This is a genomic window from Caloramator sp. ALD01 (assembly GCF_000472625.1).
GTDB lineage: Bacteria > Bacillota > Clostridia > Clostridiales > Caloramatoraceae > Thermobrachium > Thermobrachium proteoclasticum.
The window spans coordinates 1-18,115 of the sequence record NZ_AXAA01000036.1; the positions used below are offsets into that span (position 1 = coordinate 1).

Genomic DNA, 18,115 nt, shown 5'->3' on the forward strand with positions numbered 1-18,115 from the left:
CAAAGTCGAAAAGCTAAGAATTGCTAAAGCTCATGAAAGAGCCCATTGAAATCCTTTCATGGGGCTTTTTCATACTTTAGCTAACAAACAGATTTGTCAACAAACTGTATGAGCATTTAGAAGTCCTCATACTAATTTTAAAAAATAATTAGTTTTGAGGAATAAGCTTAAATGTCTCTATAAAGTAAGTTCCAGCAGGAAGGCTTCCAAATTCAAAGTAACCATCGGATTTTGTTTCAGCTATTGCAACAACATATTTCATATCCCTATCACGTCTATAGATTTCAACAAGGCACTTATCAACAGGTACGCCATTATACATAACTGTACCTGATATTTTGCCCTGAGGATTTGTAGGATCTTTAGAAAGTTTATTGGTTGAGGATATTACCATATAGTCTTTATCTATTACAACAAGCGAATCCTGTGGGAGATAGCCATTAGCTGCAATTCTTAAGGTGTATATTCCCTGAGGTATATATGCTATTCTATATCTTCCGTTTATACTTGTGAAACTGTGAACATATAATCTATCTGTTCCATCTTCATTTCTATAAAGATTTGCACCGCCATTTACTATTCCTTCAAGTGTACTTCCTAAAGCTTCTCCAAATATTACACCAAGTTTAGATACCATATTGTCATTTAGTAGTAGGCTTAAATTTTTCTGTTCTCCGCCTTCTAATATAAAATCCCCAACATAGGATAAATTGTAGTCTGGAGACACAACTATTAAGGTATATTCTCCCGCAGGAAGTCTTCCTGTAAAGAAACCTTTGCTATCGGTTATATCGTGATAAATTGTATATCCATCGGTGGTAAGAACCTTTACTGAAGCACTAACAATAGGATTGTTGTCTGGGGCAGTGATATTTCCATATATTATAGCTTCAGGACTTTGGTCGAGGGTAGGTGTTACAGTTATATTAATACTTGCATTTTTGGTAAGTTCTATATCATTTGTTTCTGCTTTTAATGCTCTACATAGAAGCAGTGAGGAAGGTGTTGGAACTTCTATTAAAGTACCGTGCAGCGAAATAGGATAGTTTCCTGTTGGAAGTGCAGATACTGGATTTGCGTGTTCAAGGTCAACTCTTATTGCTATATTTAAACTTTGGTTTGTAACGTAGGCAATTTTGGATTCTGGTCTTATTTCAATATCGGTTAAAGAACCTCCTAAATATACTGTTTTATTACTATCAAGATTGTTTATATCAAATATTGTTATACTACCTGAAGTTGAATTAAGTGTAATAAGTTTTTTAGAGTCTGGAGTTGTTTCGCATTTATAGGGTACAGCAAATAGGAATTTGGTCTTTATTATTCTAAGAGGAGGTGCTGTAGATAGCTGCATTATCATACCAGTTGTTCTGCTTAAACCTGCAACGAATACATATTTCCCATCTTGAGAGGTACATATTGATGTTGGATTGAATACTCCTGATGTGAAGGTTATATAAGGTGTTAAAAGTTCAAGATTTTCAACAGATATCATTCCTATAAAAGGTCTTTGGTAACTTACAAAGTATACATATTTTCCGTCTTTACTCATTAAAAGATCGGTTGGTGTATAGGTTAAAGAGGTAGGAAGAGTAATTCTTTTTATAATAGATAGAGTTTCTGTATCAATTACAGGTACATTAAAGGCATTTATACACTGTACAAATATATATTTACCATCAGGTGTAATAGCCATCCTAACAGGTTTAAAATTAAGAGGTATTGTAGTAACTAAAGTTTGAGTTGAGATATTTACAACAGCAATATACTCACTGTCACGACAGGCTACATAAAGGAATAGGTCATCTTGGCTTATTACTCCAGACATAGGAAATTGTCCGACTGTTATTGTAGATACTACAGTATTTGTTGTTGTGTTAATCATACTTAAAGTTCCATCACCAGAGTTTAATGAAAATACATATCTGCCGTCGTGGGTTGCCACTACATCATAGGGGTTACTTCCAACAGGTATATTAGCGATAACTTTATCAGTGGTTGTGTCAATACAAGTTACGCTGGATGAGTTTAAATTAGCTGTATATACAGCAAAGGTTTTCATATTATCCCCCCTTATCTTTTCAATATAATATATGTTGAGGCAATTATTTTTGATAAACTAAAGTAGAAAAAAACAAAATATTTATGTAAAATATAATAAACTGTAAATGTAACATTTAATGAAATATTGCATATAATAAACTACACTCTATAAAAGGGGGATAACTATGGAAAAACTAATTACAGTAAAGAGAATGGATACTGGAGAAATATTAAAGGCAAATGTTGGAAGTAGTTTACTTGATATATTAAAGACAGGAAAAGACCTTAAGGATCCAGTTGTTGCAATGGTAGATGGAGAAATTGAAGAGCTAACTAAAAAGATTCACTATGATGTTGAAGTTCTTCCAATAACTTTAAAAAGTCCCCTCGGTGTAAAAACATACTTAAGAAGTTTAACCTTTGTATTGATTAAGGCTGTTGAGGATCTATTTTCTGGTGCAGAGGTTACTATAGAGCATTCCTTAAATAAGGCTCTATATGGAGAGATACACTATGAAAGAAAGATAGAGGAGAAGGATATTGAACTTATAAAAAAGAGGATGCAGGAGATTATAGATGCGGATGAGGCCTTTGAAAAGATTAAGGTTAAGAAGGAGGAGGCACTAAAGATATTCCAAAACTATGGAATGAAGGATAAATTAAGACTTTTAAAATATGTAAATCTTGCTTATATAAATTTATATAGATGTGGATATCTTTATGACTACTTCTATGGGCCAATGGTGCCTTCAGCAGGGTATTTAAAGCTATTTGATTTAAAATTCCACGATCCAGGATTTTTGCTTCTTTATCCTCAAGAAAATGATCCTACAAAGCTAATTAAGTTTAGAGATGTGCCAAAGCTTGCAAAGGTTTTTAAGGAGACGGAGGAGTGGGCAAAAATACTTGATGTTGCAGATGTTGGTGCATTAAATGACAAGGTTGTAAATAAGGAGATGAATGAATTAATATTAGTTGCAGAGGGACTTCACGAGAAAAAGATTGCTCAAATTGCAGATAAAATTTATGAAAACAAGGATAAGGTAAAGATTGTATTAATTGCAGGGCCATCTTCATCAGGTAAAACAACCTTTTCAAAGAGGCTGTCTATTCAATTGAGGGTTTTAGGATTAAAGCCTCATCCGATATCATTAGATGATTATTTTGTAGATAGGGAAAAAACTCCCCTTGATGAAAATGGAGAATATGATTTTGAGTCAATATATGCACTTGACTTAGAGCTATTTAATAAGCACCTTGCATTACTTTTAGATGGTCAAGAAGTAGAGATTCCAACCTTTAATTTTATAGAAGGTAAAAGGGAATGGAAGGGACATAAATATAAAATGGAATCTAATTCTATTCTTGTAATTGAAGGAATACACGGACTAAATGAAATGCTAACAAATGCAATCCCAAGGGAAAATAAGTTTAAAATATATATAAGTGCCTTAACTCAATTAAATATTGATAATCACAATAGAATACCCACAACTGATGTGAGGCTGCTTAGAAGAATTGTAAGGGACAATCGTTCAAGGGGAAGAAATGCAGAGGCTACTATCCTGTCTTGGCCAAGTGTAAGAAGAGGAGAAGAGAAAAACATTTTCCCATTCCAAGAGGATGCAGATGCAATGTTTAATTCAACCCTTGTTTATGAAATGAGCATACTTAAAAAGTATGCGGAACCTCTTCTTCTTGAGATTAAAAAGGATAGCCCAGCCTACATTGAAGCAAAAAGGCTTCTATCCTTCCTGCAATATTTTATATCAGTTGAGGATGAGGATATAATTCCAAAGAATTCTATAATAAAGGAATTTATAGGGGGAAGCTGTTTCGAATAATAAAAAAAGGGCTAAGGCCCTTCAGTCTTTTTAAAAAGTTATATATTGATTAGCCCCATAAAGGATTTCTTAGGCATTCGTTCATTTCGCTAAGCAATTCTAAGCTTTTCTTTGTTTGAAAAAGTCCTACCCTCGCGATGCCATCGTCCTGATGGCCGCTNGGCTCGGCACGTCCTGTGCCGAATTACGGACTTTTCCAAAGTCGAAAAGCTAAGAATTGCTAAAGCTTATGAAAGAGCCTTTTGAAATCCTTTTATGGGGCTTTTTCAAAATTCAGCTAACAAGTATGTTTATCAACAATCTAAAAAAGGCAACACTTTAGTTATCTAAAAAGTCCGATAAAGGGATTAGGCATTTGTTTGTTTTGCTTCTTTTCTGTTTTTAAGGACTAAAAGGTGGCCCTTTGATGCATCCCTTAACTTTTTAAAAACACCTCTTACATCATCTGGTATTTCAAGGGATAAAAACCTTTCGTACATATCTATGTTTTCAATTTCTGCGTGTATTCCATATTCAAGTGCCTCATCTAAAGAGAGGGGTTCCTTAAGATATTCTAAAGATTTATCATCAGGAATTTCTACATTGTACTTTTGCATCAGCTCCTTTAGCCAATTTATATGATGAACTTCAGAATTTATAATGCTGTTAAAGGGTTTTTCATCTCCAAGTGCCTTTAGGGCAAGTTCATATTCTGTTCTTGCAAGATATTCATCTTCAATTGCATAGATTAGCATATTTTCTAATGTAGGATTTTTATCAAGTTTTGCCCTTACTGCTCCATACATAATATCACTCTCCTTAAGATTAATTATAAAAATCATAAAAGATTTTGTAAATTTATATTTAAAAATCAATTTTGTTATGTTTTTTTAACATAAACTATGATAAATTATATATTGAAGGGAGTGATTTAAATGAAGACACAGTTTAGAGTAAGGTATAAGGAAACTGATAGGATGGGTATTGTATATCATTCCAATTACATAGTTTGGTTTGATGTAGGAAGAACAGAACTTTTAAGGAGTTTAGGATTTGATTATAGACATCTTGAGGAAATAGGACTTATGCTTCCTGTAGTAGAGGTGAATGTAAAATATAAAAGTCCCTCCTATTATGATGATTTAATTGAAATAGAAGCAAGTATTTTAGAAGTTTCAAGAGTTAAGGTAAAATTTGGATATAAAGTATATAGAGGAGGAACACTTTTAGCAGAAGGTTATACAGTACACGGATTTACCGATAACAACCTAAAACCAATAGCACTTAATAAATTTAATAAGGAAATATATGAACTGTTTTTAAAAAATATAGTAAGTAATTTGGAGGATAAAGGATGAATACAATAGTAACTCAAGTAATCGTTCTTTTTTTAATTATGGTGGTGGGTTATATATCAAGAAAAAGGGGATTAATAAACCCTGAGGTAAATAAAAGTCTTTCAGAACTTTTATTAAATGTTACACTCCCCTTTATGATTATAGCCTCCTTCAACTTTAAATTCTCAACGGATATGCTCAATTTAGGCATAAAACTATTTTTAATATCAACGGTAATCCATACAGTTTTACTCCTATTAGGAAGTATAATTTATAAAAGGTTTAATGAGGATGAATATAAAGTTCTTTGGTTTATAACTGTCTTTTCAAACTGTGGTTTTATGGGATATCCTGTTGTAGAGAGTATTTATGGTAAAATAGGACTTTTCTATGCGGCACTTTTTAATATACCCTTTAATATATTGATGTGGACAGCTGGAGTTTTTATATTTTCAGGCAGAGGGGACAAACAAAATTTAAGAAAGGCAATATTAAATCCAGGAATATTATCAGTTTTTATAGGTTTAATCATATTCCTTTTCTCAGTTGAACTTCCTGCACCTGTTATTAAAACATTGGAAATGGTCGGTTCAATGACAACTCCTCTTTCTATGATTATAATTGGTTCTACTTTAGCAGATGCAAAGATAAAATCAATTTTTGAGGGATTTTCAGTATATTTTGGTTCCTTTATTAGATTAATTGCAATTCCTTTAATAGTTTATTTTATTTTGAACCTATTTGGACTAAAGGACTTTTATTTAAACATTCCTGTAATAATAACAGCAATGCCTGCGGCTGCCAATACAGTTATTATGGCAGAAAAATATGGAGGAAATCCAGAATACGCCTCAAAGGTTGTTTTCTTAACAACTATCTTATCAGTAGTAACTATTCCAGCCATTTTAATACTGCTAAAGTAGAAGTATAATTGAAAGAATGCCTAAGAAATTCTTCGTGGGGCAAATTTATATATAATTTTTTTAATAGGCTTTTGTTTAGATATAATAATAGCGGCATTTACCACTATATTTTAGGTGATAAATGTCGCTTTATTTAACAATATGTAGCTAAATTAATCCCATATCCCTTTTAATCTCCAAAAGCCCCTTTGATGTTATTTTATCCTTTGGTATGTCTAAAATTTTTAATATATCCTCCAAAGCTTCAATACTTGGAGCCTCAATTTCCATATATGGGATAGGGAAAACTATCTTATCCCAAGTATCAAATTCTATTAATGTACCATTTAATATATAGCTTTCTCTATGCTTATCTTCCCTTTTAAAATCATTTATACCTAATTCATTTAAAAAATTTATGCATTCATTAAAATCAGATACTTCAAATTCGTGTTCTATATTTTGTCTTGCAAAATCAGTTTTAAATATTTTTTTTATGCAAAGTGTAATTTTTTCTTTTCTATCTATTAAATCTTCTATTATCCTTATTCTTACATAGCCATTTTCCCCGTTTGGCAGACTAAAGAAGTAGTTTTTTTGATTTTCCTCCTTAACCTTTTCTGCGTTTAAAGATTTTAGTTTTTCCTTTATTTTTTCCAAATCAACATTTAAAACTTTAACCTCTATTTCCTTCATAGCAATTCCTCCAAAATAAAGTGTAGAAATTTTATTTAAATTATTGTAAAATATTATTAATATTTTTAATAATTTTAGCTTAAGGGTGTATAGAATGAGGAGAGATTTAAATATATCAATTTTGGTTGGAACACTAACTTCTATGATAATGATAACTTCACAAAAACTAAACAATATATTATTTTTAAACTTAATAATTATATTGATAACAACCTTTATTTTATCATATCCAATAAAAAAATGTGGAGTGAGTTTTGGATTTATAGCCTATTTTTATTCTTTAATTTTACTTTATATTTTTGGATGTAATAGTCTGTGTTGGATTATATATAGCTTTTTAGGTATCTATCCAATAATAAATTACTTTATAGAACTGTCTTCATTAAATCGGAGGGAAAAAATATTGTTTAAGTTTTTGTGGTTTAATTCAATTTTATTTTTAGTATATATGGTAAGCGGAAATATATTTACAATAAATATTACAAGGGATATGAAGTTTATTACATTATTTTTATTTTTAATTTTGCAGGTATTATTCTATTTATATGATATAATATTTACGAAGATTGTGAAACTTAGGAGGTAGTTTTTATGGACAAGTTCTATGAGCAACATTTAGGAACAGAAAAAAATAGTCTCTATGTAGTCTTTAATGTATTGATTTATGCTTTTGGATTCATTTCTTCAATAGCTTTGCTTTTTACTTTGTTTACATTTAATATTAAGTTTTTTATAGGTTTTATACTATTAAGTATAATTACATATTTAATGCTGTATATGAGAAATAGGCAGTATACAGAATATGAGTATATATTTACAAATGGAAACCTTCAAATAGATGCAATATACAACAAACAAAAGAGAAAAACACTATTGGATATTGATGTTAAGGAGTTTGAAGCCTTCGGTAAAGAAAGTGAAATAAAGGTTTTAGATAGAACAAAGAAGAATTTGTTTATACCTTGGAATTGCAATGAGGATAGATATGTTTTTTTATATAACAAACAGGGTAAAAAGGCAGGGTATATAGCACCAGATGAGGAGATGTTAAAACTAATAAATTTATATAACAGGGGGAAAAGAATATGAAAAAACGATTTTTAGCACTATTTTTAGCATTAGCTGCTCTACTATCAAGTGTAGGGTGCTTTTTTAAAAAAGAGCAAACGATTGCACCAAGAAAAAAACAGGATGGACTTGTAGTTTACCAAATTTTTGTTAGGTCCTTCTATGACTCTGATGGAGATGGAGTAGGAGACTTAAAGGGAGTTGCTGAAAAAATAGACTATATAAAAAGTTTAGGAGCAAATGCAATATGGCTAAACCCTATATATCCATCACCAAGTTATCACGGATATGATGTTACAGATTATAAGGATGTAAACAAGGATTTTGGTACAATGGAGGACTTCGAAAATTTAGTTAAGAAGGCACACGAAAATGGAATAAAAGTAATATTAGATTTTGTTCCAAACCATACCAGCAGTAAACATCCTTGGTTTGAAAAGGCTTTAAAGGGAGACAGAAAGTATAAGGACTATTATATTTGGTCAGATAAGGATACAAATCTAAGAGAGCTTTCAGGTATAGGACAAAAGGCTTGGCATACTAAGGACAGTAAAAACTATTATTATGCTACCTTCTGGTCAGAGATGCCAGATTTGAATTTTGATAATAAAAAGGTAAGAAAGGAAATAAAGGATGCAGCAAAGTTTTGGATAGATAAAGGTGTTGATGGATTTAGAATAGATGCTGCACTGCATATATACGATGGTAAGAGGTTTAAGGACACAGTTGCTTGGTGGCAGGAATTTTCAAACTATGTAAGAAGCGTTAAAAATGATACATATATAGTTGGGGAGGTTTGGGATTCAGAATCAAAGATAGCACCATTCTTTACAGCCTTTGATTCCTGCTTCAATTTCAACATTGCAGAAAAAATAATTGAGGCATTAAACACAGGCTTCTCTACAAAGTTCTCTCAAAGATTAAAGTATACCTATGATGCATATAAAGCAGAGTACAAAGACTATGTAGATGCACCATTTTTAACAAACCACGATATGGATAGAGTTATGTCAAAGCTTGATAGTGTAGAAAAGAACAAGGCAGCAGCAGCAATTTATTTAAGTTTACCAGGAAATCCATTTATATATTATGGTGAAGAGATAGGAATGAAGGGGCATAAACCAGATGAAGAAATAAGGGAACCCTTTAAGTGGTATAGAACAACTGGCCAAGGACAAACAAAGTGGGAGTTAATAAAACACAATGTAGGAGAGTATTCACCATCTGTAGAAGAACAGGATAAGGATCCAAATTCACTACTTAACTTCTATAGAGATTTTATTAAGTTTAGATTAAGCGATGATGTAATGAAATATGGAGATATAGTCTCCTTTGATACAACACCCCTTGCTGTTTCTTTTATAAGGGATAAAAATGGCGAGAAGAGACTTGTTATTGTAAACATAAGGGAAGAAAATGTACTGATTGATAAGCAACTAATTAATGACAATGGATTTAACAAAATAATCAAGGGAAATGCTGGAGAAGTTACAGAAAACGGAGTTCAAAAATATCAACTCAAGCCCTATGATTATGTGATTTTTACAAATAAATAAAGCATATAATAGCCATTTTGTTGAGAAAATACAACAAAATGGCTATTCTTTTATATAATTCAACCTTTTAAATTTTTAATTGTAGTTTAAGAGTTTTTTACATTTTATTCATATAATTCAATTGTCTCCTTTATATTTTTGTGGCATAATATATTAGGTATATACTATCATTAGGGAGGTTAATATGAAGAAGCTAAAATATATATTGATTCCATTAATTGTTTTAATTGGACTAACTTTGGGCGTTTTTTACTATATAAATGATACAATACACGTTCCAACTCCAAAGGATTTCTTTTCATCTGAAGAGGAAAGGCAAAAGTTTGAATATGAAGAAGAAAAAGGTTTTATAAATATACTTTTAATAGGAATTGATGCAAGAGAAAAGGGAGAGGCTGCAAGAACAGACTCCATAATACTTGCAACATTAGATACAAACAATAAAACAATAAAACTTACCTCCTTTATGAGGGATATGTATGTTCCAATACCAGGGTACAGGCCTCATAAAATAAACGCTGCCTTTACATTAGGTGGACCAGAACTTTTAATGAAAACTTTATATGAGGATTTTCAGGTTAACGTTCAATATTATATTTGCATAGATTTTAATGCCTTCCAAGATGTTATTGATACCCTTGGAGGGGTAGAGGTTGAGGTTAAGGATTATGAAGTAGATGAAATCAATAAATATATAAAAGAGGTAAATGGCAAAAACTCAACTTTACTTACAGCACCTGGCTATCAAAAACTAAATGGGCAACAGGCACTTTCCTATTGTAGAATAAGAAAAGTAGGTAATGGAGATTATGAGAGAACCGAGAGACAAAGAAAGGTATTAGGACTTTTAATTGATAAGGTTAGAGGTGTAAGTGTATTTAAACTGCCAGAGTTAGCAAAGGCAGTACTTCCATATATAAAAACAAATATTCCTACAACTAAACTTATGAATATAGGATACACTGCCTATAAATTTGGAAATACACCAGTTGAAAAGGCAAGGGTGCCCTTTGATTATACCTTTGAGGATACCTATGTGAATGGTATGAGTGTTTTAATACCTGATTTTCAAAAGAATGCTATTATGCTTGAAAAGTTTTTATATTCAGCATCAGGAGCTTCGTCTAATGCACCTATTTATATGGTAAACAACTATCATTCACAAGACAAGCCTATTGATAAACGAGGGAAGAAACCACCGGTTATAAAATTGGAAATACCAAAGGAAGAGACAAAAAAGAAGACGGATTCACAGGATGTTGATGATTATATAGATAATAAAAAACAAGACGAAATAAATAGTAGTGATAAAGATAAGCAAAATACAACAACGGAGCAAAACAATAAACAAGACAATAACCAAGGAAATGCTGACCAAGGTAGTCAATCGAATCAGGGTGGAAATGAACAGAAGGGTAACCAATCAGAAAATAATCAAGAGACAGGTCAGCAAAATAACGATGGACAAAGCACAGGTGAACAAAATAAAGGACAATAAAAAGTGCCCAGATTTCTGGGCACTTTTTATTATACAGATAATTTATTAGCCTTAACTTTGTAGTTACCGTTTGGAACATCTGAGAATAGATACATACCTTGAGCATTAGTTCTTGTAAACTTAATTGGTGTAAGTTTACCATCTGTTTCAACACTGTAGAGAGTAACAACAGCATTTGCAATTGGTTGATTGTTATCATCTTTAATATAACCAGAGATAGTACCCTTTGAAGCATTTGGATCAACGTTAAGTGTGATAACAAGCTTACCAATCATTCTATTTGCATCTATTAATATAGTTGAAGTATCCCCTATATATCCAAATTTACTTGTTCGTACCCTATAGGTTCCCTGGTCTACATCCATAAATAGGAATTGTCCTGTTTGGTTAGTAAAGGTTGTTCCAATTAATGTTTCTGTTTGGTCTTGGTTTACTTTAAATAGCTGAACTATGGCATCTTGTATTGGTTCACCTGTTGTTGTAAATACATCACCTGCAATAATAGAAAGGTTTGCCTTAGGGTCAGAGGTAAGTGTAATGTCAATTTGAAGCTGTTGTCGTGGTTGAAGTGCAAATAGTTGTAATGGTGAAAATATAAATCCCGGAGCAATTGAAGATATATAGTATTGTGTTCCAGGAGGGAATGGAGAGAAGGTATAATTACCCTGTGCATCTGTAAAGGTGTGGGCTATTGGGTTACCCTGTGCATCAAATATCTTTACTATTGCACCAGGTATTGGGTTTCCGTTTTCATCCTTAATAGTACCTATAATTGTACCTGAGTCAATGTTTGGGTTTGGCTGTAGGTCAAGGTCAATACGAATTTCTTGTCCTATACCTGTAAGCTGCTTTGCAACTGATTGACCTAAAATATATAGGTCACTTACTTGATTTGACATTTATATCCCCCCTAAAGAGTTTTGTAGATTAAAGTTATGGATGCACTGCTACAACCATTTTCAATCTTTGCTGTAGCAGGTAGATTGTATTTAAGTAGTATTCCATTTGTTAGATTTATGTGTAGAGTTGGCTGTTCCTTTGTTATAACGAATATTACATAGGATAATCCAAAGTTAACTTTAATTTCACACATAGGGTTATCATCAAATGTAGATGATACAATTATGTCCTTGATTATAATATTTTGAGTGGTAGGCTTTATTATAATCGTCTCTTCCCTTGTAATACTTTTAGTAATAGTTTCACATATACAAAAGGAGTTGTTTAAAGTATCAAGTTTACTGTATATTAAATTGAACTTTTCTTCAAAGTACATCATTACCTTTCTAATATCAATTGGCATAGAAAATACTCCTTTTTCTTTCCTGTAATATAATATGACAAAAAAAAGTATGTTGTGAATAATATGTAGTAGGTGGAATTGGTGGTGATTTTATGGATAATGAGATTAGAATTGATGGGAGGATAGAAGAAAGAAAAAATGCTATAAAAATAATAGAAGGAAGAGTTACAAATTCGAAGGGACAAGGTATATGTGGTGCCTGTGTTAAAGTCTTAGATGTGTTTTCTAACCCCATTGAACATACAATTACTGATGGATGTGGAAATTTTAAATTATTTATTTTTGATAATAAGAATTGCTATAAGGTATTTGCAACCTGTGAAGGATATTCTACATCAGACTTTCAGAATATATTTTTATTTGATGGACAAAAATTAAGCGTAACAATAATATTGAATAAGCTTGAAAATATACTATCTATTTTTGTTGGAAGAGTAGTTTTTAATAATAAACCAGTTGATATGTGTCAAGTAGAATTATATTCCTGTTATTATGGAATACTTACACTATGTGAAAGAACTGTTACAGATAAGAATGGTGTTTTTTTTATTGATAAGGTTGCAAGCGGAATATATATTATTAAGGCAGAAAACAATATGTTTTACTATAAAGAAAAAATATGCTTAAGACCTGGACTTAATTCATTAACTATATATCCTCAAATTAAACCTAATATGATTTATGGTACTATAAGTGGTGTTATAGTAGATAATGAAGGTAATAGAGTAAAGGATGCACTTGTTGTGCTTCAAACAAAGGATGGAAGGTTTATAAAATTTACAAGAACAAACTCACAAGGGGAGTATCTCTTTTATAATGTTGAAAGAGGGGAATACTCAATAGTTTCTTATGCAAAAAAATAATGGAAATAAAGCAGACCATATAGGTCTGCTTTATATTATAGTCTATTTGCTGAACCAAGAACGTTTTCGATCTTGTATTCAACAACCTTTTGTATAGCATCTCTACCAGCACCAAGGTATTTTCTTGGGTCAAATTCAGCTGGATTTTCTGCGAATACCTTTCTTATTGCGGCTGTCATAGCAAGTCTTAAATCTGTATCCATATTTATCTTACATACAGCCATTGAAGCAGCCTTTCTTAGCATTTCAACTGGAATTCCCTTAGCGTTTGCAATGTTTCCACCAAACTTGTTGCACATTTCAACAGTTTCTGGATCAACTGCTGATGCACCGTGAAGAACTATTGGGAAGTTTGGAAGCTTTCTTTGTATTTCTTCAAGTATATCAAATCTTAGTTGTGGTTCATAATCTGGTGGGAACTTGAAGGCACCGTGGGATGTACCAATAGCTATTGCAAGGGAGTCACATCCAGTTCTTTCAACGAATTCAACAGCTTGGTCTGGGTCAGTGTAAACGTGCTCAGCAGCAACCACGTCATCTTCTACTCCAGCAAGCACACCAAGTTCAGCTTCAACAACAACACCGTGTGCGTGTGCATATTCAACAACTTCCTTAGTCTTTCCTATGTTTTCTTCAAAATCATAATGTGAACCATCAAACATAACTGAAGTAAATCCGCTTGCTATTGCAAGTTTTACTGCATCTAAATCTGGGCCGTGGTCAAGATGAAGTGCTATATCAATTCCTGTTTCTTCAGCAGCAGCTTCGACCATAGCTCTTAGATATTTTGGGCCTGCATATTTAAGTGCACCAGTTGAGCATTGAAGTATAACTGGTGAATTTTTAGCCTTTGCACCCTTTACAACACCTTGAAGTATTTCAAGGTTGTTGATGTTAAAAGCACCAATCGCATATCCGCCTTCATAGGCTTTTTTAAACATTTCTTTAGTTGTAACAAGTGGCATTGTAAATCCTCCTTTATATGTATTATGGGACACAAATAGTCCCTATGGGACAATTAGGCACTATGTATATTATAGTACATTTTTGGGCGTAAGCAAATAATTTTTTTAAAAAATATTTTGGAGGCTTAGTTTATCCAATTCAGGTATATGTTCTATATAATTTTTTAATACAGCAATGTGACTTAATGAATTTGTTTTATCCTTAGCCTTTATATATTCTATAAGAAGTTCCATATTTTCAGATATTTTATCTATTTCATCGTGGTGAATTAGAGCACTCCAAATTTTTTTGTCTTTCTCCCATTCAGATTTAAGTTTCATAATTTCGTTATATGATACATCCCAATTATCGTGTTCTATATTTAATTGTATAACACGTATTGAATTTAATAAAGAATAAGATGTATTATTTAAAAAATTATTTACTAATAATCCTATGGATGTAATAGATGAAAAGAGAAGGAGGATGATTAGTGATGTCTTTATATTACTTTTTATTCTTTTCTTCATCCTTATCCCTCCTTTGAATAAAAAGATTTCCTTTAGAATCTATCATAGCAATAAACACATCCTTAATATCTTCAATACCCTTACTTTTTAAATTTTCCATAAGCCAATTAAGGTCGTGACCAGTTATGGATAGATTCTTTTTATTTAAAACCCCATCAAGTATGATACTAACTGGCAACTTTACAGATTGGTGATTTAAGTTTAAATCCTCTCTTGTTGCAGGCGATTTTTCTGCTTTAGGGATTATGCTGAGTTTTCCACTGGTTTCAAGTATTGCATATTCAATGTCTGCAATGTCAAGGTATCCCATCATTCTGAGCTCTTCAATCAGGTCATCTAAGTTAAAGCGTTGCCTTCTTAACTCTTCTTCAGATACTTTTCCGTGTTTTATTAGAATATCAGGGGTTCCGCAGAAAAGCTTTCTAAAAAATTCAACCTTTAAGGTTAAAAAGGATATTAGTATTTCAAGTGTCATTAAGGTTAGGATAGGAATTATTCCGTGAATCAAAGGTATAGCCGTATCCTGCATAGGGAGCGTTGCAAGTTCTGAGAGCATTAGTGCAACTACAAGTTCAAAGGGCTGAAGCTCACCTATTTGTCTTTTACCCATAAGTCTCATTGCAAGGGTGACGAATATATATAAAATTATTGTTCGAACAAATACAACCATAATTTCGCCTCCTATGTTGTATTATTTGAACAAAATTGTTTTTTTAACCTCTATAATTCAATTTTAACTATTTAGAATTGTTTGCAATTTGCTTGTAAATTATTAGGATTATTAATATAATTTAATTAGTACATTTTAAGGAAAGGAACTAAGGTATGGCAAAAGGGAGATTGGAAAAATTTGAAATGAAATATGGGTATTTTTTACCTATGGAATATAAACAATTTATATATAGATATGGTGGAGATATTCAGTTTGGAAGTTGTAGATTTGAATATCCAGAAAACATATCTGCAAATATTTTAAGAATTCCCGGTAAGATGGATTTTAGGCTTCTTCCCTTTGGGGACATAAGCAATGGTGATTTATACTGCTTTTATAAATATGGCCCTGATGTAAATGATTATTTTATAGGGCTATACCTTCACGAAACTTCTAATTTTGTGATTTTGTCTTCAAACTTTGAGTCATTTTTATATAGATGTATGCTGGATGATTATTTTGCATCGATTAATGGTGTTGATGAATATTCCTTTGAGGAGAATATAAATGCCTCAAAGGAGTGCATTGAAAGATGTTTGATTTTATCAAAGGATTATGGTTTTGATTTTAACGAAATAAAACAATACAAGTCTGAAATAGATTATCATAGGCTTATGGTAAATAGAGATAAAAAAGCAGTACAGAGCCTATGTTATCTTGGCAAATATTTTCTTGAAAATGGAGATTTTAAAAAGGGAGTTAGCTATATAAATATGGCTATAAAGGCCTGCGGTACTTATTTTGCACCATATTATATACTTGGGAGACACCTTATTTTTTCAGGCAAAATGGATGGTTATACATATTTAAAAAAATCGCTTAAAAAATCCTTGTGCCTAACAGGATACAGTTATTGGCAGGAGGATTTTATAGATATTCCAGAGGATGCCCATAGAGAAGTGGCTCTTTTTGTTGAGGATATGTATGATTATGATGATTTATTAGAGGGAAGATTAATGAGGGGGATTGACCCCTATGATGCTAAGCTTAGAAAAATTATGGCTGAGGAATATTTTGGTAGAGGTAGATATAAACAGGCTTTAGAGGAATGTGCAAATGCACTCTACTGTAGTAGTGAAGATAAGGAGGAAATATTAAACTTAGCACTAAAAATTACAAAGGTTTCAGGAGATTCTTATTTAACAAAAATAATAGAAAATGATATAAAAAATTTAAATAGGAAGGTGTTATAGATGGAGGTTAGGGTTAGAATTGCACCAAGTCCAACTGGAAACTGTCACGTTGGTACTGCAAGAAATGCATTATATAATTATCTTTTTGCCAAAAAGAATAATGGAAAGTTTATATTAAGAATAGATGATACCGATATGAAAAGAAATTCAAAGGAGTCTGAGGAGGGGATATTTGAAGGTTTAAGATGGCTCGGAATAAACTGGGATGAAGGGCCAGATGTAGGGGGCCCCTATGGCCCCTATAGGCAGTCAGAAAGATTAGATATTTATGATAAATACATACAAAAATTGATAGATGAAGGATATGCCTACTACTGCTTTTGTAGTGAGGAGGAACTTGAGGAGGAAAGAAAGAGGCAGATTGAACAAAAGCTTCCTCCAAAATATTCAGGAAGATGTAGAAATTTAACAAAGGAAGAGATAGAGGACAAACTAAATAAAGGGTTAAAACCTGTTGTAAGATTTAAAGTTCCTAATAAAATAATAACCTTCAATGATGCAGTAAGGGGAGAACTTAAGTGGGATGGAAATTTGATGGGGGATTTTGTCATAAGAAAATCAGATGGAGTTCCAACATATAACTTTGCAACGGCAATAGATGACTATTTAATGAATATATCCCACGTTTTGAGAAGCCAAGAACACATACCTAATACCTTCTGCCAAGTATTAATTTTAGAGTCGCTTTCGGCCAAGATTCCACAATATGTGCATTTTCCACTTTTATTAAATGAAGATAGGAGCAAGATTTCAAAAAGGGATGGTGCACTTTATATTGGTGAATATAGGGATATGGGCTATTTGAAGGAGGCAGTATTGAACTTTATAGTGATTTTAGGATGGAACCCAAAGGATGGTCAAGAGTTTTTAAACATAGATGAGATGATAGATAAGTTTAGTTTAGACAATATAAACAACTCTAATGTTGTATTTGATTTTAAAAAACTTGAATGGTACAATGGACACTACATCAGAAAAAAGAGTGTAGAGGAATTATATGAGCTTATTTTACCCTTTATCGAAGGACAAGACTATTTTAAGAAGACAGAGGATGATTATAAAAAATTAAGGAGAATAGTTGAAGTTGAACAGGAAAGACTAAAGAGGCTTGATGAGGTAAAGGATGCCTTTAGGATGTTTTATGAAAGTCCAAGGGAGTATTCCTTAGATTTTATAATAGAATCAATTAAAAAAATAGATAAGGATGAAATAATAAGGCTTTTAGATGAGTCAATAAAACACTTAGAAAAGATACAAAACTGGGATAAGGTATATTTAGAGGAAGAGATGAGAAGACTTTGTGAAGAAATAAACACAAAGACTAAAATACTTTTTATGCTCCTTAGAATTGCAGTAACAGGCTCCAAGGTATCACCACCTCTATTTGATGTATTTGAGATTATAGGGAAAGAGGAGACATTGTATAGATTACAAAAATGTAAAAAGGATATAGAGTAGTAGGAGCACTTAGAGGTGTTCATATGGCTGTTGAAAAAGTTATAAGCCCCATGAAGGATTTCTTGGGCATTCGTTCATTTCGCCAAGCAATTCTAAGCTTTTCTTTGTTTGAAAAGTCCTACCCTCGCGATGCCATCGTCCTGATGGCCGCTCGGCTCGGCACGTCCTGTGCCGAATTACGGACTTTT

Annotated in this window: 18 protein-coding genes; 10 read left to right on the forward strand and 8 right to left on the reverse strand. The window is 32.1% G+C overall.

Annotation, left to right across the window (positions count from 1 at the left end; all coding sequences use genetic code 11):
* Window positions 1-148 precede the first annotated feature (148 nt).
* A complete protein-coding gene (locus A3M9_RS0110780; RefSeq protein ID WP_027309230.1) occupies window positions 149-2,062 on the reverse strand; it encodes a carboxypeptidase regulatory-like domain-containing protein in 1,914 nt (637 codons plus the stop codon).
* Between the two features lie 166 nt (window positions 2,063-2,228).
* Here A3M9_RS0110780 and A3M9_RS0110785 point away from each other — a divergent pair, with 166 nt between their 5' ends.
* Window positions 2,229-3,887, forward strand: coding sequence for a nucleoside kinase (locus tag A3M9_RS0110785; RefSeq protein WP_027309231.1), 1,659 nt, complete (start codon window positions 2,229-2,231; stop codon window positions 3,885-3,887).
* Window positions 3,888-4,234: 347 nt separating this feature from the next.
* On the opposite strand, the gene A3M9_RS13765 is transcribed toward A3M9_RS0110785, so the two are convergent.
* Window positions 4,235-4,672: a DUF2202 domain-containing protein gene (locus tag A3M9_RS13765; RefSeq protein ID WP_051350711.1), complete on the reverse strand. Its 438-nt coding sequence runs from the start codon at window positions 4,670-4,672 to the stop codon at window positions 4,235-4,237.
* 129 nt (window positions 4,673-4,801) lie between these two features.
* On the opposite strand from A3M9_RS13765, the gene A3M9_RS0110795 reads away from it, so the two are divergent.
* Both A3M9_RS0110795 and A3M9_RS0110800 read left to right on the forward strand, forming a co-directional pair.
* Window positions 4,802-5,224, forward strand: coding sequence for a thioesterase family protein (locus A3M9_RS0110795; RefSeq protein WP_027309232.1), 423 nt, complete (start codon window positions 4,802-4,804; stop codon window positions 5,222-5,224).
* Window positions 5,221-6,126, forward strand: a complete 906-nt coding sequence (locus A3M9_RS0110800; protein WP_027309233.1) for an AEC family transporter — start codon at window positions 5,221-5,223, stop codon at window positions 6,124-6,126. Before A3M9_RS0110795 ends, A3M9_RS0110800 begins: the two co-directional genes overlap by 4 nt.
* A 147-nt stretch (window positions 6,127-6,273) precedes the next feature.
* On the opposite strand, the gene A3M9_RS0110805 is transcribed toward A3M9_RS0110800, so the two are convergent.
* Complete coding sequence (locus A3M9_RS0110805; protein ID WP_035166453.1) at window positions 6,274-6,801, reverse strand: class IV adenylate cyclase; 528 nt, start codon at window positions 6,799-6,801, stop codon at window positions 6,274-6,276.
* A 94-nt stretch (window positions 6,802-6,895) separates the two neighbouring features.
* Here A3M9_RS0110805 and A3M9_RS0110810 point away from each other — a divergent pair, with 94 nt between their 5' ends.
* From A3M9_RS0110810 to A3M9_RS13770, 4 genes are all read left to right on the forward strand, one after another.
* The gene (locus A3M9_RS0110810; protein ID WP_027309235.1) at window positions 6,896-7,387 is read left to right on the forward strand and encodes a hypothetical protein; all 492 of its coding nucleotides are present in this window, start codon (window positions 6,896-6,898) and stop codon (window positions 7,385-7,387) included.
* A gap of 5 nt (window positions 7,388-7,392) precedes the next feature.
* Complete coding sequence (locus tag A3M9_RS0110815) at window positions 7,393-7,890, forward strand: DUF6106 family protein (RefSeq protein ID WP_027309236.1); 498 nt, start codon at window positions 7,393-7,395, stop codon at window positions 7,888-7,890.
* Window positions 7,887-9,425, forward strand: coding sequence for an alpha-amylase family glycosyl hydrolase (locus A3M9_RS0110820; protein ID WP_027309237.1), 1,539 nt, complete (start codon window positions 7,887-7,889; stop codon window positions 9,423-9,425). Before A3M9_RS0110815 ends, A3M9_RS0110820 begins: the two co-directional genes overlap by 4 nt.
* Window positions 9,426-9,609: 184 nt before the next feature.
* Window positions 9,610-10,923 carry an LCP family protein gene (locus A3M9_RS13770; RefSeq protein WP_051350712.1) on the forward strand — a complete coding sequence of 438 codons (1,314 nt, stop codon included), beginning with the start codon at window positions 9,610-9,612 and terminating at the stop codon, window positions 10,921-10,923.
* Between the two features lie 29 nt (window positions 10,924-10,952).
* On the opposite strand, the gene A3M9_RS0110830 is transcribed toward A3M9_RS13770, so the two are convergent.
* Entirely contained in the window at window positions 10,953-11,822 is an 870-nt protein-coding gene (locus A3M9_RS0110830; RefSeq protein WP_027309238.1) for a collagen binding domain-containing protein, read from the reverse strand.
* Between the two features lie 11 nt (window positions 11,823-11,833).
* Window positions 11,834-12,226 (reverse strand): hypothetical protein, encoded by a 393-nt coding sequence (locus A3M9_RS0110835; protein ID WP_027309239.1) that lies wholly within the window; start codon window positions 12,224-12,226, stop codon window positions 11,834-11,836.
* A gap of 92 nt (window positions 12,227-12,318) precedes the next feature.
* Between A3M9_RS0110835 and A3M9_RS0110840 the strand changes: the two genes are divergently transcribed.
* The gene (locus A3M9_RS0110840; protein ID WP_027309240.1) at window positions 12,319-13,089 is read left to right on the forward strand and encodes a carboxypeptidase-like regulatory domain-containing protein; all 771 of its coding nucleotides are present in this window, start codon (window positions 12,319-12,321) and stop codon (window positions 13,087-13,089) included.
* 35 nt (window positions 13,090-13,124) lie between these two features.
* Here A3M9_RS0110840 and fba read toward each other — a convergent pair whose 3' ends face one another.
* The 3 genes from fba to A3M9_RS0110855 all read right to left on the reverse strand — a co-directional run bounded on the left by fba (window position 13,125) and on the right by A3M9_RS0110855 (window position 15,237).
* Window positions 13,125-14,054: a class II fructose-1,6-bisphosphate aldolase gene (fba, locus tag A3M9_RS0110845; RefSeq protein WP_027309241.1), complete on the reverse strand. Its 930-nt coding sequence runs from the start codon at window positions 14,052-14,054 to the stop codon at window positions 13,125-13,127.
* A 105-nt stretch (window positions 14,055-14,159) separates the two neighbouring features.
* Complete coding sequence (locus A3M9_RS0110850; protein ID WP_027309242.1) at window positions 14,160-14,564, reverse strand: DUF4363 family protein; 405 nt, start codon at window positions 14,562-14,564, stop codon at window positions 14,160-14,162.
* Window positions 14,542-15,237 (reverse strand): DUF421 domain-containing protein, encoded by a 696-nt coding sequence (locus A3M9_RS0110855; protein ID WP_027309243.1) that lies wholly within the window; start codon window positions 15,235-15,237, stop codon window positions 14,542-14,544. Before A3M9_RS0110855 ends, A3M9_RS0110850 begins: the two co-directional genes overlap by 23 nt.
* A gap of 152 nt (window positions 15,238-15,389) precedes the next feature.
* On the opposite strand from A3M9_RS0110855, the gene A3M9_RS0110860 reads away from it, so the two are divergent.
* Together A3M9_RS0110860 and gltX are read left to right on the forward strand one after the other, a co-directional pair.
* Window positions 15,390-16,469: an SMI1/KNR4 family protein gene (locus tag A3M9_RS0110860; RefSeq protein WP_027309244.1), complete on the forward strand. Its 1,080-nt coding sequence runs from the start codon at window positions 15,390-15,392 to the stop codon at window positions 16,467-16,469.
* Window positions 16,470-17,927, forward strand: coding sequence for a glutamate--tRNA ligase (gene gltX, locus A3M9_RS0110865; RefSeq protein WP_027309245.1), 1,458 nt, complete (start codon window positions 16,470-16,472; stop codon window positions 17,925-17,927).
* Window positions 17,928-18,115: the final 188 nt, after the last annotated feature.

Excerpts from the sequence above, each read along its gene's own strand:
- A3M9_RS0110780 (WP_027309230.1), bottom strand. The coding sequence starts at position 2,062 with ATGAAAACCTTTGCTGTATATACAGCTAATTTAAACTCATCCAGCGTA.
- A3M9_RS0110785 (WP_027309231.1), top strand. The coding sequence starts at position 2,229 with ATGGAAAAACTAATTACAGTAAAGAGAATGGATACTGGAGAAATATTA.
- A3M9_RS13765 (WP_051350711.1), bottom strand. The coding sequence starts at position 4,672 with ATGTATGGAGCAGTAAGGGCAAAACTTGATAAAAATCCTACATTAGAA.
- A3M9_RS0110795 (WP_027309232.1), top strand. The coding sequence starts at position 4,802 with ATGAAGACACAGTTTAGAGTAAGGTATAAGGAAACTGATAGGATGGGT.
- A3M9_RS0110800 (WP_027309233.1), top strand. The coding sequence starts at position 5,221 with ATGAATACAATAGTAACTCAAGTAATCGTTCTTTTTTTAATTATGGTG.
- A3M9_RS0110805 (WP_035166453.1), bottom strand. The coding sequence starts at position 6,801 with ATGAAGGAAATAGAGGTTAAAGTTTTAAATGTTGATTTGGAAAAAATA.
- A3M9_RS0110810 (WP_027309235.1), top strand. The coding sequence starts at position 6,896 with ATGAGGAGAGATTTAAATATATCAATTTTGGTTGGAACACTAACTTCT.
- A3M9_RS0110815 (WP_027309236.1), top strand. The coding sequence starts at position 7,393 with ATGGACAAGTTCTATGAGCAACATTTAGGAACAGAAAAAAATAGTCTC.
- A3M9_RS0110820 (WP_027309237.1), top strand. The coding sequence starts at position 7,887 with ATGAAAAAACGATTTTTAGCACTATTTTTAGCATTAGCTGCTCTACTA.
- A3M9_RS13770 (WP_051350712.1), top strand. The coding sequence starts at position 9,610 with ATGAAGAAGCTAAAATATATATTGATTCCATTAATTGTTTTAATTGGA.
- A3M9_RS0110830 (WP_027309238.1), bottom strand. The coding sequence starts at position 11,822 with ATGTCAAATCAAGTAAGTGACCTATATATTTTAGGTCAATCAGTTGCA.
- A3M9_RS0110835 (WP_027309239.1), bottom strand. The coding sequence starts at position 12,226 with ATGCCAATTGATATTAGAAAGGTAATGATGTACTTTGAAGAAAAGTTC.
- A3M9_RS0110840 (WP_027309240.1), top strand. The coding sequence starts at position 12,319 with ATGGATAATGAGATTAGAATTGATGGGAGGATAGAAGAAAGAAAAAAT.
- fba (WP_027309241.1), bottom strand. The coding sequence starts at position 14,054 with ATGCCACTTGTTACAACTAAAGAAATGTTTAAAAAAGCCTATGAAGGC.
- A3M9_RS0110850 (WP_027309242.1), bottom strand. The coding sequence starts at position 14,564 with ATGAAGAAAAGAATAAAAAGTAATATAAAGACATCACTAATCATCCTC.
- A3M9_RS0110860 (WP_027309244.1), top strand. The coding sequence starts at position 15,390 with ATGGCAAAAGGGAGATTGGAAAAATTTGAAATGAAATATGGGTATTTT.
- gltX (WP_027309245.1), top strand. The coding sequence starts at position 16,470 with ATGGAGGTTAGGGTTAGAATTGCACCAAGTCCAACTGGAAACTGTCAC.